13 protein-coding genes are annotated in these 13261 nt (G+C 61.3%); 8 read left to right on the plus strand and 5 right to left on the minus strand.

From position 1 onward, the window contains the following. Positions 1 to 100 precede the first annotated feature (100 nt). The 3 genes from HX805_RS05840 (at position 101) to fecA (ending at position 3963) form a co-directional block, all read left to right on the plus strand. Positions 101 to 589, plus strand: a complete 489-nt coding sequence (locus HX805_RS05840) for a sigma-70 family RNA polymerase sigma factor (protein WP_008438527.1) — start codon at positions 101 to 103, stop codon at positions 587 to 589. Further along, positions 586 to 1527 (plus strand): FecR domain-containing protein, encoded by a 942-nt coding sequence (locus HX805_RS05845; RefSeq protein ID WP_087695174.1) that lies wholly within the window; start codon positions 586 to 588, stop codon positions 1525 to 1527. The genes HX805_RS05840 and HX805_RS05845 overlap by 4 nt, the downstream gene beginning before the upstream one ends. Positions 1528 to 1617: 90 nt before the next feature. Beyond that, positions 1618 to 3963, plus strand: a complete 2346-nt coding sequence (gene fecA / locus HX805_RS05850) for a TonB-dependent Fe(3+) dicitrate receptor FecA (RefSeq protein ID WP_003212766.1) — start codon at positions 1618 to 1620, stop codon at positions 3961 to 3963. Here fecA and HX805_RS05855 read toward each other — a convergent pair whose 3' ends face one another. Then, a complete protein-coding gene (locus HX805_RS05855) occupies positions 3964 to 4836 on the minus strand; it encodes a LysR family transcriptional regulator (protein ID WP_177081153.1) in 873 nt (290 codons plus the stop codon). Positions 4837 to 4940: 104 nt separating this feature from the next. Here HX805_RS05855 and HX805_RS05860 point away from each other — a divergent pair, with 104 nt between their 5' ends. Next, positions 4941 to 6449, plus strand: a complete 1509-nt coding sequence (locus tag HX805_RS05860) for an MFS transporter (protein ID WP_177081154.1) — start codon at positions 4941 to 4943, stop codon at positions 6447 to 6449. A 72-nt stretch (positions 6450 to 6521) separates the two neighbouring features. Here the strand turns inward: HX805_RS05860 and HX805_RS05865 are convergent, their stop codons facing one another. Further along, positions 6522 to 6932, minus strand: coding sequence for an HPF/RaiA family ribosome-associated protein (locus HX805_RS05865; protein WP_003212772.1), 411 nt, complete (start codon positions 6930 to 6932; stop codon positions 6522 to 6524). A gap of 211 nt (positions 6933 to 7143) precedes the next feature. After that, positions 7144 to 8091: a LysR substrate-binding domain-containing protein gene (locus tag HX805_RS05870; protein WP_003212775.1), complete on the minus strand. Its 948-nt coding sequence runs from the start codon at positions 8089 to 8091 to the stop codon at positions 7144 to 7146. A 137-nt stretch (positions 8092 to 8228) separates the two neighbouring features. Between HX805_RS05870 and HX805_RS05875 the strand changes: the two genes are divergently transcribed. The 3 genes from HX805_RS05875 to HX805_RS05885 all read left to right on the plus strand — a co-directional run bounded on the left by HX805_RS05875 (position 8229) and on the right by HX805_RS05885 (position 11579). Beyond that, a complete protein-coding gene (locus HX805_RS05875; protein ID WP_177116688.1) occupies positions 8229 to 9605 on the plus strand; it encodes an L-serine ammonia-lyase in 1377 nt (458 codons plus the stop codon). 60 nt (positions 9606 to 9665) lie between these two features. Continuing rightward, a complete protein-coding gene (locus HX805_RS05880) occupies positions 9666 to 10961 on the plus strand; it encodes a serine/threonine transporter (RefSeq protein WP_102605175.1) in 1296 nt (431 codons plus the stop codon). A 300-nt stretch (positions 10962 to 11261) separates the two neighbouring features. After that, positions 11262 to 11579, plus strand: a complete 318-nt coding sequence (locus HX805_RS05885) for a DUF3509 domain-containing protein (RefSeq protein ID WP_177116689.1) — start codon at positions 11262 to 11264, stop codon at positions 11577 to 11579. Here the strand turns inward: HX805_RS05885 and HX805_RS05890 are convergent. After that, positions 11576 to 12064: a phosphate-starvation-inducible protein PsiE gene (locus HX805_RS05890; RefSeq protein WP_003212783.1), complete on the minus strand. Its 489-nt coding sequence runs from the start codon at positions 12062 to 12064 to the stop codon at positions 11576 to 11578. The genes HX805_RS05885 and HX805_RS05890 overlap by 4 nt on opposite strands. 283 nt (positions 12065 to 12347) lie before the next feature. Continuing rightward, a complete protein-coding gene (locus HX805_RS05895) occupies positions 12348 to 12605 on the minus strand; it encodes a DUF6124 family protein (RefSeq protein WP_008438570.1) in 258 nt (85 codons plus the stop codon). 305 nt (positions 12606 to 12910) lie between these two features. Here HX805_RS05895 and HX805_RS05900 point away from each other — a divergent pair, with 305 nt between their 5' ends. Next, positions 12911 to 13171, plus strand: a complete 261-nt coding sequence (locus HX805_RS05900; RefSeq protein ID WP_003212789.1) for a YebG family protein — start codon at positions 12911 to 12913, stop codon at positions 13169 to 13171. Positions 13172 to 13261 lie beyond the last annotated feature (90 nt).

Here is a 13261-nt window from a genome sequence, read left to right on the forward strand (position 1 = left end):
AGAGAACGCATCACTGGCAATTGCCGAACCCGCCTGCGCGCCCTACAATGCGAACAATTCTTGTTCTCTAAAGCATGCCCATGCTGCCGGAGTGTGCGCGTTGCAGCCGTCCAACACCGTCGAAGTCCTGTACCACGACCATCACCACTGGCTCACCGGCTGGTTGCGACGCAAGCTCGGCTGCCCGGAAAGCGCCGCCGACCTGGCCCAGGACACCTTCATCCGCGTGCTCACCGCACGGGAAACACCGACGCTGATCGAACCTCGCGCCTTCCTCACCACCATCGCCAAGCGTGTGCTGTGCAACCATTACCGCCGCCAGGACCTGGAGCGCGCCTACCTCGACGCCCTGGCGCAAATGCCCGAACACGTGGCGCCGTCGGAGGAAGAGCGGGCAATCATCCTGCAAACCCTGATGGAGCTGGACCAGTTGCTGGACGGCTTGGCGCCCCCGGTCAAACGCGCGTTCCTGCTGTCCCAGCTCGACGGCCTGACCTACGCGCAAATCGGCGCGGAACTGGGCATCTCCATCGCCACGGTCAAGCGCCATCTGAATAAAGCGGCGATGCGCTGCTACTTCGCCCTATGAGTTTCTCAACGCAAGTCGCCGAACAAGCGGTGCACTGGCTGATGGAAATGCAGCAGGGCCCGCTCAACCCGCGTAAACAGGCAGCCTGGCAACAGTGGCTGGACGCCCACAGCGAACATCAGCGGGCCTGGGAGCACATCCAGCGAGTGAACCAGCGCTTGCGCGGGATGCCATCACCCCTGGCCCACGCCGCCTTGAATGCACCGAAATCCAACAGTCGTCGTCAGGCCCTGAAGTTGTTGCTGATACTCGGCGCCGGGTCGGCAGCGGCCTGGGGTTTGCGCCAGCAACATATATTGCCGCCGTTGAGTGCCGACTACCGCAGCCCCATCGGCCAACGGCGCAAGTTTCAGCTGGCGGATGGCAGCCAGTTGCAGCTCAACACCGGCAGTGCGGTGGATGTGCATTTTGATGGCCAGCAACGCTTGATCCGCCTGCTCGAAGGCGAAATCCTGCTGACCGCCAAACCCGGCAACGCCCCGCTGCGGGTCATCACTTCCCAGGGTCTGCTCAGCGCCCAGGCGGCGCGGTTGAACGTGCGGCAATTCAACGATCACACACAACTGGCGGTGTTTGATGGGCACGTTGACGTGATGCCCAACACCTATAGCGGTTTGCCGTTGTCGGTGGAGAAAGCCCATCAGGTCAATTTCACCCGCAAAGGCTGGGACACCGCCCGCCCCACCGACGCCGGCAGCGGCGCCTGGGCCGACGGCATGCTGGTGGCGGCCCACATGCGCCTGGAAGATTTCCTCGCCGAATTGAGCCGTTATCGCCGTGGCCAGCTCAATTGCGACCCGCAGGTGGCCAACCTGCTGATTTCCGGCAGCTACCCGCTGGACGACAGCGAACGAATCCTGGACCTGCTGCAAGTCAGCCTGCCGGTCAGGGTTCGGCGGTTTACCCGCTACTGGGTCACTGTCGAAGCCCGTGCCTGAAATATTTTCAAACCCCGTGAGCCGTTTTCCGCACCTCGCGTGACAGAGAAGGAAAGCCACCTTGATCCTTCCTTCTCAGGACCGCACTTCATGCCCCAGCAACCGACTCGCCTGACGCCACTCGCCCGCACCCTGCGCCACTTGTTGCTGGGGGCCAGCCTCAGTTTCAGCACCGTTCCCTACGTAATGGCGGCCGACGCCAAGCCCTACCGCATCGCCCCTACGTCACTGGAAGCGGCGCTGAATCAATTTGGCCGGGAAGCCGGCGTGCTGATTTCATTTGGCTCGGACGTGACTGCCGGCGTGCAAAGCCCTGGCCTGTCGGGCAACTACACCGCTGAAGAAGGCTTGAATGCGTTGCTCAAAGGCACCGGCCTGCAAGCCCGTGCCGAGGGCAACAACGCCTTCAGCCTGCAACCGGCGAATGCTCCGGCCACCCTCGAATTGGGCACCTCCAACGTGGTCGGCGACTGGCTGGGGGACGCGGCACAAACCAACGTCTTCGAGCACCCGGGCGCCCGGGACGTGATCCGCCGCGAAGAATTCGAACGCCAGGGCGCCACCCAGGCCCGCGACGTGCTCAACCGCATTCCCGGGGTCAACGCCCCGGAAAACAACGGCACCGGCAGCCACGACATGGCGCTGAACTTCGGCATTCGCGGGCTCAACCCACGCCTGGCCTCGCGCTCCACGGTCTTGATGGACGGCATCCCGGTGCCGTTCGCGCCGTATGGCCAGCCGCAGTTGTCGTTCGCGCCCATCAGCATGGGCAACATGGATGCCGTGGACGTGGTACGCGGCGGCGGCGCAGTGCGTTATGGCCCGCAGAACGTCGGCGGCATCGTCAACTTCGTCACGCGCGCGATTCCCGATGCGCCAACGGTGAAAGGCGGCCTGCAAACCGAAACCAGCCCGTCCTCCAGCCACGATGGCTTCAAGACCACCGGCAACCTGCTGGCCGGCGGCACGGCGGACAACGGCCTGGGCGGCGCGATCCTGTATTCCGGCACCCGTGGTGGTGATTGGCGCGAGAACAGCGACACCCGCATCGACGACCTGATCCTCAAGGGCAAATACCAGTTGGACGACGCCAACAGCTTCAACGCCATGGCGCAGTACTACGAAGGCAAGGCGGATATGCCCGGTGGTTTGAGCACTGCGGCCTACAAGGCCGACCCCTACCAGTCCACCCGCCCCTACGACCAGTTCTGGGGCCGGCGTACCATGTTCAACGCGGGCTATCGCTACCAGGAAGATCGCCGGGAATTCACGGTCAACAGCTTCTTCACCACCACCCTGCGCAGCGGTTACCTGGACCAGGGCAATTTCCTCTCCCTGTCGCCCCGCGAGTATTGGGTACGCGGCCTGGAAACCCGTTTCGCCCAAGGCTTCGACCTCGGCCCAACCAGCCACGAAGTCGGCGTGGGCTACCGCTACATCAACGAGGCCGGCCACGAACTGCGCTACCGCACGCCGATTTCCGCCAATCAGCAACTGCCGACCACCGACAGCCGCAACGACCGCGACACCCGGGGCAGCACCGAAGCCAATGCGTTCTTCGTCGACGACCGGATAGATATCGGCAAGTGGACCATCACCCCGGGCATCCGCTACGAGATGATCGAGTCCCAGCAGACCAACAACCTCAGCAACGTCAAATACAAAGGCGACTACAACACCGCCCTGCCGGCGCTGAACGTGCTCTACCACCTGACCGACGACTGGAACCTCTACGCCAACACCGAAGGGTCGTTCGGCAGCGTGCAGTACAGCCAGATGCCCAACCGCGTGACCAGTGGCGAAGTGAAGCCGGAAAAAGCCCGCACCTGGGAACTCGGTACCCGTTACGACAATGGCACCCTGCGGGCCGAAATCGGCGCGTTCCTGATCAACTTCGACAACCAGTACGACAGCAACCAGACCAACGACACCGTGATCGCCCGCGGCGAAACCCGCCATCAGGGCATCGAGTCCAGCATCAACTACGCCCTCGACGGCTTGAGCCCGGCGCTCGCCGGTTTTGATGTGTACGCCACCTACGCCTACGTCGACGCCACCATCCGCGAAGACGGCCCGAACAAAGGCAACCGCGTACCCTTCTCCTCCAAGCACAAGGGCACCCTGGGTGTGGGTTACACCGAAGGTCGCTGGAAGTTGAACGTGGACAGCAGCTACCAGAGCAGCCAGTTTGCCGACAACGCCAACACTGAAGCAGAAAGTGCTGATGGCAGCACCGGACGCATTCCTGGCTACATGCTGTTCAGCAGCCGCGCGGCGTACGACTTTGGCCCGCAGCTGTCGGATTTGAACGTGGCGGTGGGTGTGAAAAACATCTTCAACAAGCAGTACTACACCCGCTCGTTTGACGATAACAACAAGGGCAAATACGTCGGCGAGCCGCGCACGCTGTATGTGCAGACGTCCATCGCGTTCTGATCAGCTACCCGCCAGGCACGACGGTGTGCCGGCCACCAACGCGTCGATGGCGCATCGGGTCTTGGCCGGCATGTGCGTCGCCGTGGGCCAGATGACATGGATCGGCATCGGTTGCTCGCGGTGGCCCGGCAGCACCGCCTGCAATTGCCCGCGCAACACGTAGTGGGCGATCAGCCAACTGGGCAACCAGGCCAGGCCGACCCCGGCGATGGCGGCATCGGCCACGGCCTGCAGGTCATCGAGGATCAACGGCGAGGCGACTCGCTCGCGGTGCGGGGCATTGCTGCGATAGGCAATGCCCCGGTGCCCGGCCAGGTCGTCGATGGAGTCAATCCGAGCTGTGCGCTGCAAGTACGCGGGTGACGCCGCCAAGGCAATCGCCTGTTCCCCCAGGCGGCGGGCGCTCAGGCGGTCGGTGTCAGGCAGCGCGCCAATGCGTACCGCCAGATCGAAGCCTTCCTGGGCCAGGTCGATCAGTCGGTCGGAGAAGGAAATTTCAATCTCCAGTTGCGGAAAACGGTCCATCAGCCCCCACAACGCCGGCGCCGCATAGTGATGACCGAACGCCAAAGGCAAGCTGGCCCTTAACCGTCCACGTGGCTGCTGACGGCCACTTTCCAGCACGGATTCGGCGGCTTCCAGTTCCGCCAGCGCACGCAGGCAATGCTCGTAATAGGCCTGCCCGTCCTCGGTCAAACGCTGACGCCGGGTGGAGCGTTGCAACAGCGACGTCCCCAACCGCGCCTCCAGACGCGCCAAGCCTTTGCCCACCGCCGAGCGCGTGAGGTTCAGCCGTTCGGCGGCCTCCGTCAGATTGCCGCTCTCGACGATCTGCAAAAACAGTTCAACACCATCAAAACGCGGAGTGGCCATGATCGTTTGTCGCCCTATATTCCCTTATCACAGGAAGAAGTATCGCTAATAAAGAATCAGATTCCCGTGAAAATGACACCTTCCCCCATTGAAAGGAAGAGGCCATGCCACCCGACGCCGTTGTATCTGCCATCAACCCGCCACGTACCGCCCGGGACGGCCTTGCGCTCACCGCCGTGTGCCTGGTGGCGCTGATGTTCGGGCTGGAGATTTCCAGCGTGCCGGTCATCCTGCCCACCCTTGAGCAGCAACTGGGCACCGGCTTCCAGGACGCCCAATGGATCATGAACGCCTACACCCTGGCCTGCACCAGCGTACTGATGGCCGCCGGCACATTGGCCGATCGTTTTGGCCGCCGACGCATGCTGGTGCTGTGCCTGTGGGTATTCGGGCTGGCTTCGCTGGCCTGCGGGCTGGCCAACGATGCGTCCACGCTGATCGCGGCGCGTTTTGTCCAGGGCGTGGGAGGCGGGGCGATGATGATCTGCCAGTTCGCGATCCTTTCGCACCAGTTCCGCGAGCCGGCGGCCCGGGCCCGGGCCTTTGCGGTGTGGGGCGTGATCGCCGGGGTGGGCCTGGGTTTCGGGCCGATGGTGGGGGCATTGATCCTGGCGGTGGCGGATTGGTGCTGGGTGTTCCTGGTGCATGTGCCGTTGACCTTGTTCACTCTGGTGTTGCTGCGCATCAGCGTGCAGGAATCCCGTGACCCGGCGGCCCATCGCCTCGATATAGCAGGTATGGCCACCCTCACCCTGGCAGTGTTCGCCCTGGTCTATTTCATCACCCAGGGCACCGAGAGCGGCTTTGCCACCCCGGCCATGCTCGGCTGGGCCGGGTTGTCGGTGGGCAGCCTGTTGTTGTTCGTGGTTGTCGAGCGGCGCAGCCTGCATCCGATGTTCGACTTCTCGGTGTTTCGCATCCCGCGCTTCAACGGCGCGCTGATGGGCTCGATCGGCATGAACTTCAGCTTCTGGCCCTTCATGATCTACCTGCCGCTGTATTTCCAGGCCGGCCTGGGCTACGACACCATGCTCACCGGGCTCGCCCTGCTCGCCTATACCCTGCCCACGTTGGTGGTGCCGCCGCTGGCTGAACGCCTGGCCCTGCGCTATGGCGCCGAACGCATCATTCCATTGGGCCTGGGCCTGATGGGCGTGGGGTTTGTGACAATGGCGGCGATCAATCATAGCGGCCAGCCCAGTGTGGTATGGGTCCTGATCGCCTGTGGGATTGCCGGCAGCGGCTTGGCGTTTACCAACTCGCCCACCACCAACACCACCACCGGATCAGTTTCATCCGACCGCGCAGGGATGGCCTCGGGCATCGACTTCAGTGCACGGCTGATCACCCTGGCGCTGAATATCGCGTTGATGGGGTTGGTGTTGATACTCGGGATCGCTCATTACCTGGCTGGCGTATTGCCCGACACCGCGCAACTGGCCACCCTCAGTCAGGACATCGCCGCCGGCAAGCTGGACGTGTTGCCGCAGGGCCCACTGATCGCCCAGGCCGCGCTGCGCAACGGTGCGGGATGGGCCATGTTGTATGCCGGCGTTGGAGCGTGCGCACTGGCGGCCTTGAGCGCCTGTTTTTTCCGGCGCAGCCCGCACTGACCTTTTGCGCATAAAAAAACGGGCCTGCATCTGCAGGCCCGTTTTCAGTGGGGTTGAAAAAAGTATCAGCTATCAGCCGTTAAGCGCAGCCTGTTCGTTTTCCAGGAATTCCTCTTCTAGCTCGGCCTCGTCGGCCTTGGTATTGGGCAGGCTTTGACCCGCGGCGCGTGGTTTGCCGCGCAGTTTGCCGTACAGATGCTCCAGGGCATGCTCCAGCTTGGTCGCTGCGCCATCGATCGCCTGTTCCAGCGTATCGGCTTTATGGAGGACCGAAAGCGGTTGATGGCCTTTTGGCCGTGCTTCCAGTCGGCAACTCAGATCGTGTGGGCCGGGCTTGTCACCGTTCTCGTCCCGCAGGTAAACCTCGACGCGGGTCAGATCTTCTTCGTAACGTTCGAGCGTGCTCTCAATGGTGGTACGTACCCACTCCTCCAGTCGGATGCTGCTTTCAATATGGTTATCGCTATTGACTTGGATTTGCATAGTTTTCCCTTATTTCAGCTAGCTCGCCGAAGGCCATTCCTGCTTCACCGGATGGGTGAAAACCATGACCTCCTGATTACACAATTGAGCAGACAGAGGAACATTTCAACCCCTTTGCAAAGATAAATCCCACATTACAAATTAACCCTGACTACAACCAAAAACGCTGTTAGGGTGGGGAGTTAGTTACATCTTCTTACCGCCAACTTCCTTACAATTGCCCCTCTCCCAACGGGTGCAATCCGCGAAAAATCTCCGCTTCCTCCACCAGCCAGTCATGCACCGCCCGCACGCCCGGATGGCTCAACGCACCCGGCGCGTACAGCAGCACATAGCGTTTGTGGTTGGGAACGGCGAGGCCGAATGGCACGATCAAGGTGCCGCGTTCCAGTTCGTCATTGAGCAAGGTTCGCCGGGCAATCGCAACGCCCATGCCCGCAATCGCCGCCTCGATGGTCAGGTGGTTGCGGTTGAAGGTATGCCCGCGCCGTACGTCGGCGGCGTCATAGCCGATGGCGTTCAGGTAGAACTCCCACTCTGCGTACTCATAACTCCCACGCCAGGCAGTGATGTCGTGCAGCAGCGGGAAATGCACCAGGTCAGCTGGGCCATGCAGTGGCGGTCGCCCCCGCAGCAGGCTCGGTGCACACACCGGGAAAATCTGCTCGTCCAGCAAGGCTGTGGACAACAAGCCGGGATAGCTGCCGTCGTTAAGGTCGATGGCCAGGTCGAAGTCGCCCTCGTGCAGGGCGACGCTGCTGTCTTCGGCAACCATGCGCAACTGGATATCCGGGAAGCGCTGCTGCAAACGCGGCAAACGCGGGGTCAGCCATTTGCCGAGAAACGACGGGATCGAGCGCAGTCGCAAGGTGCCGCTGATCATCCCGGCGTCCAGCCGCTGCAACTCGGCATCGATGCTGCCATAGGCCTCGCCCACGGTGATCGCCAACCGCTGGCCCTCTGCGCTCAGCTCAACCCCGCGTGCGCGCCGATGGAACAGGCGAAAGCCCAGACGCTCCTCCAACTGACGGATTTGCTGGCTGACCGCGCCCGGGGTGATGTGCAGTTCCTCGGCGCAGCGGGTGAACGACAAATGCCGTGCCGCGCAGGAAAAAACGTGCAACCAGACGTAGGTCTGGCCATGAAGCGGGCGAGCCATAGGGTTTAGTCCTGCTAAAGGGTGTCTTAGGATAATTCGTTGGTCAGTGCCGATCCAGAGGCTCAGTATCGCGCCAATTCCGCTTGTCCTACAAAACATGGCAGCGATTCCTACTCCATTGCTTGTAAGGGTTTAGCATGGCTATCAGTGTTTTCGATCTATTCAAAGTGGGCATTGGTCCTTCCAGCTCCCATACCGTCGGCCCGATGCGGGCCGCGGCGACCTTCGTCCAAGCGCTTATCGACCAGCAATTGCTCGACGAAACCCGTCGCGTAGAGGTGCGTTTGTACGGCTCGCTGTCCGCCACCGGTGTCGGCCACGCCACCGACCGCGCCTGTGTGATGGGCCTGATGGGCGAATGGCCAGACAGCATCGACCCCACCAGCATCGGCCCACGCATCCAGCAACTGCGCGAGTCCGGCCAATTGCTGCTCGGCGGCCGCACGTCGATTGCCTTCAACTGGCAACACGACCTCCTGCTGCTGGACGAAAGCCTGCCCTACCACCCCAACGCCATGTCCCTGCATGCCTACGGCGAAAACGGCCCGTTGAGCGAGCATACGTACTACTCGGTGGGCGGCGGTTTCATCATCGAAGCGGCAGAAGCCGAATCAGGCATCGCGCCGACCAGCGAAGTGCAATTGCCTTACGACTTTTCGAGCGCCGTCGAACTGCTGGCCTTGTGCAACAAGCACGGCCTGCGGGTTTCCGAGCTGATGATGGCCAACGAGCGGGCCTGGCGCAGCGATGCCGAGATCCGCAGCGGCCTGCTGCATATCTGGTCGGTGATGCGTGAATGCGTCGAACAAGGCCTGCGCCACGAAGGCATCCTGCCCGGCGGTCTGGATGTGCCACGGCGCGCGGCGAAATTGCACCGCAGCCTGCTGGAAATCGGCAAACCCAACGTCATCACCTCGACCTTGTCGGCCATGGAATGGGTCAACCTGTTCGCCCTAGCCGTCAATGAAGAAAACGCCGCCGGCGGGCGCATGGTCACCGCGCCGACCAATGGCGCGGCGGGAATCATCCCGGCGGTGCTGCACTACTACATGAAGTTCAACCCGGACGCGTCCGACGATGACGTGGTGAATTTCTTCCTGGCTGCCGCCGCCGTCGGCATCCTCTGCAAGAAAAACGCCTCGATCTCCGGCGCCGAAGTCGGCTGCCAGGGCGAAGTCGGTTCCGCCTGCGCCATGGCCGCTGCCGGCCTTGCAGACGTGCTCGGCGCATCCCCGGAGCAACTGGAAAACGCCGCCGAAATCGGCCTGGAACATAACCTGGGGTTGACCTGCGACCCGGTTGGCGGGTTGGTCCAGGTGCCGTGCATCGAGCGCAACGCCATCGCCGCGGTCAAGGCGATCAACGCCACGCAAATGGCCCTGCGCGGCGACGGCAAACACTTCATCTCCCTGGACCGGGTGATCCGCACCATGCGCGACACCGGCGCCGACATGCACGACAAATACAAAGAAACTTCACGGGGCGGCCTGGCCGTTAGCTGGGTGGAGTGCTGAGGAGCATTCCCTGATCGCCCCAACGTGAGCCCGCGCAAAAATAATAACGAGGCAATAACGATGACCGATGTACGTACACCTGCTGCCGAAAATCCCGCTGTAGACCTGACGCCGACCACCGTTACACAAGGCTGGAACAAACACGACACCACCTGGATGCTCGGCCTCTACGGCACCGCCATCGGTGCCGGCACCTTGTTCCTGCCGATCAACGCTGGCGTGGGCGGCTTCTGGCCGTTGATCGTGCTGGCGCTGCTGGCCTTTCCGATGACCTTCTTCGCCCACCGTGGGCTGACGCGCTTTGTGTTGTCGGGCAAATCCGGCGACATCACCGAAGTGGTGGAAGAACACTTCGGTATCGGCGCCGGCAAGCTGATCACCCTGCTGTACTTCTTCGCGATCTTCCCGATTTTACTGGTGTACAGCGTGGCGCTGACCAACACCCTGACCAGCTTTATGGAACACCAACTGCACCTGGCTGCACCGCCCCGGGCAATCCTGTCGCTGGTGCTGATCCTCGGCCTGATGGCCATTGTGCGCTGCGGCCAGGGCGTGATCGTCAAGGCCATGAGCGTGCTGGTGTACCCCTTCGTCGCCGCCCTGCTGCTGTTGGCGGTGAGCCTGATCCCCAACTGGAACGGCGCATTCTTCGCCTCCGCCAGCGAAGGCATGCCCGTGCCGGCCTTCTTCAAGACCTTGTGGCTGGCGATCCCGGTGATGGTGTTTTCCTTCAACCACTCGCCGATCATCTCCGCCTTCGCCGTCGACCAGAAACGCGTGTACGGCCCGCAAGCCGAACGCAAAAGCAGCGGCATCCTGGCCATGGCCCACAGCATGATGGTGCTGACGGTGATGTTCTTCTGCTTCAGCTGCGTGCTGGCCCTGTCGCCGGCTGACCTCGCCGCCGCCAAGGCGCAGAACATCTCGATCCTGTCGTACCTGGCGAACCACTTCCAGACCCCGGTCATCGCCTACGCCGCACCGTTGATCGCGCTGGTGGCGATCACCAAATCCTTCCTGGGCCACTACATCGGCGCCAGCGAAGGTTTCCAGGGCCTCATCGTCAAATCCCTGCGCGGACGTAACCGTTCGATGTCCGCCAAGTGGCTGGAGCGCTGCACCGCGCTGTTCATGGTGCTGACCTGCTGGGCCGTGGCCACCTTCAACCCGAGCATCCTCGGCATGATCGAAACCATGGGCGGGCCGATCATCGCTTGCCTGTTGTTCCTGATGCCGATGTACGCCATCCGCCGAGTGCCATCCCTGCGCCAGTACTCGGGCCAGGCGTCCAACGTGTTTGTGGTGTTGATCGGTTTGATTGCGCTGTCTGCGATCGTTTTTTCGGTCATGCCCTGAAACGGATCACCGAACTCAGAAACACCACCCACCCACTGTGGGAGCGGGCTTGCTCGCGAAAGCGGTCGTTCAGCTGAGCAATCATTGGCTGACACACCGCATTCGCGAGCAAGCCCGCTCCCACAGGGGAAATTTGATGGCAGGCAGATTGCTGTACGGCACGCCCCTTGCTGTACAGCTACTGAGGAAAACGGACCTTGTGAAAACCTCAGCGAGCGAATGGCCGGTGGTCAGGAAACGCGAACTAATCCCGACACCGGTCGTCAATGACTGCATGTTCTTATCAGGCGGTAACGCACCATGGACAACCCTTTTCAGATCATCACCGACACCTTCGCCCCGAAATACCGGGTCAATTTAAGCATCCAGCGGCTGGACGGCAGCATCATGCTGACCCTGTCCGATGAAGACGGCGTCGTGGCCAAACGCATGATCAGCGCCGAACAACGCAACGACCCCCAGCGCCTGAAACGGCTGGTGCAGAGTGTGCAATTCGGGATTGCGATCGAGCAGGGGCACAGCGCGATGGAGATATTGGCGGTGATGACCGATGGGGACAGCCACCAGGTACTGCAGCGGCCGCCGGTCAACAGGCCGCCGCTCAACGCAGGGTTCTAGAGCTCGCCCTTCTCTGTTTCAAGGCTCGCTTCGCCCTTGCGGCGCGGGCCTTCGACCTTCACCGACGGAAATGCCGACGACGCATACCGCACCACCAGAATCGCGAACGCCAGCAGCAGAATCCCACCGCACAGGTAGATGATGCCGATGTCGGGCGGGTTGTGGTGGGACACGTTGGAAATCAGCAGACGGGTCAGCGCCGTGATCGCCACGTAGATCAGGAAACGCACCGGCATGTGGTTGGTCTTGAAATAAATCCCGACCATCGCCCCCAGTTCCAGGTAGATGAACAGCAGCAAGATGTCATCGATCTTGATGTGCCCCGTCTCCAGCATCCCCAGAAATTCCATCACCGCGGCATAGGCGGTCACCGCACCAATGGCGAACAGTGCCAGGTAGTGGAAGGTCTCGACGAACAGATTTCCCAAGGACTCGGCCAGTTGGTGCACGGTCTTGCGCAGGTTTTCAGCCCAGTTGATTTTCACGATGATGCTTCCTTAGGTCGGCTCGACCGGATAATGCGGGTTGGACGTGACGGTTTCTCTGCATGCAGAAAAAAGGCCAGGGAACAGGGAGTGAGATGGTGGCGGGGTGATATGAGGCACTTATCTCGCTGCTTGATGATCGTTCCCACGCTCTGCGTGGGAATGCCGCCCCGGACGCTCCGCGTCCCATGCCCCAGGGTTTCGGGTAGAGGTGACGCGGAGCGTCACGGTATGCATTCCCACGCAGAGCGTGGGAACGATCTAGGTGACCGGGTGATTCAGGTCAGGTCGGGGCGACTTGATCCAACGCTTGATCGACCAATAAACCACTCATTTCCAGCAGTTGATGGATCGCCAGAAGCAAACTTCGCTGTGGTCCTTCAAGCTCAAAAGCCAGGCTACTGGCCATTTCACGGGCACTGTTCAAGGTTTCGCTGGCGTTGGCGAGTAATGTTTCAGTGTCAGTATTTGGGGTCACAGCGAAAAGCGCGGTAGGCGGCTTTATAGGCGACTCAGAAAAACAGGCAGTCATTTTTACCATGGTGCATTCCTTGGATTTACAAGATGTTTGCTCCTTAAATTCGAGCCGCCAAACTCGTGTACCGCATAAGCGAAGCCCGGAGAAGGTAAGCCACTGAATGACGCTCCTGCAACCCCACCAACCTGTGAGAAGTTTCCGATAGGGCAAACCAGCATTTGCCAGCTACATTAAAAAGCCACTACCCAAAGCCCATGGATTGGCTTATGCTTTTAGCTGTATATAAATACAGTAGTCGCAAGAACGCTTGGCGACACTCGAACCAAGGGCAACTCCCTTCAATACTGCACCGATGACGAGGCCGAAAAATGGCTGTTGAAACCCTGTATCGCAGTACCCGTGACCTGGAGACTACATTCGTGGATCGCAAACTTGCCGACGCACACGACCAGATGCTTGAACTGGCAGAGTCCCTGATGGAAGTGCTGTTGAAAAACGTCGAAGGCTTGAGCGAGAAGCAGGCAGAAGATGCCGGTATTTTCATGGCCAAGAACCGCGCGGCGTTTGCGGCGGCGTTCAAGAACAATGCGAGTGCATTGGCGGAGATTGGGCAGCCAGCGGCTGAGTGATGCATTGCCAGTAGTGGCGAAAGGGCTTGCTGTGGCAGAGGGCGCTTGCTTGTAGCTAGGGAGCTTGCTCCCGCTGGAGTGCGCAGCGCT

It is taken from the genome of Pseudomonas sp. G5001 (assembly GCF_013385475.1).
Lineage (GTDB): Bacteria > Pseudomonadota > Gammaproteobacteria > Pseudomonadales > Pseudomonadaceae > Aquipseudomonas.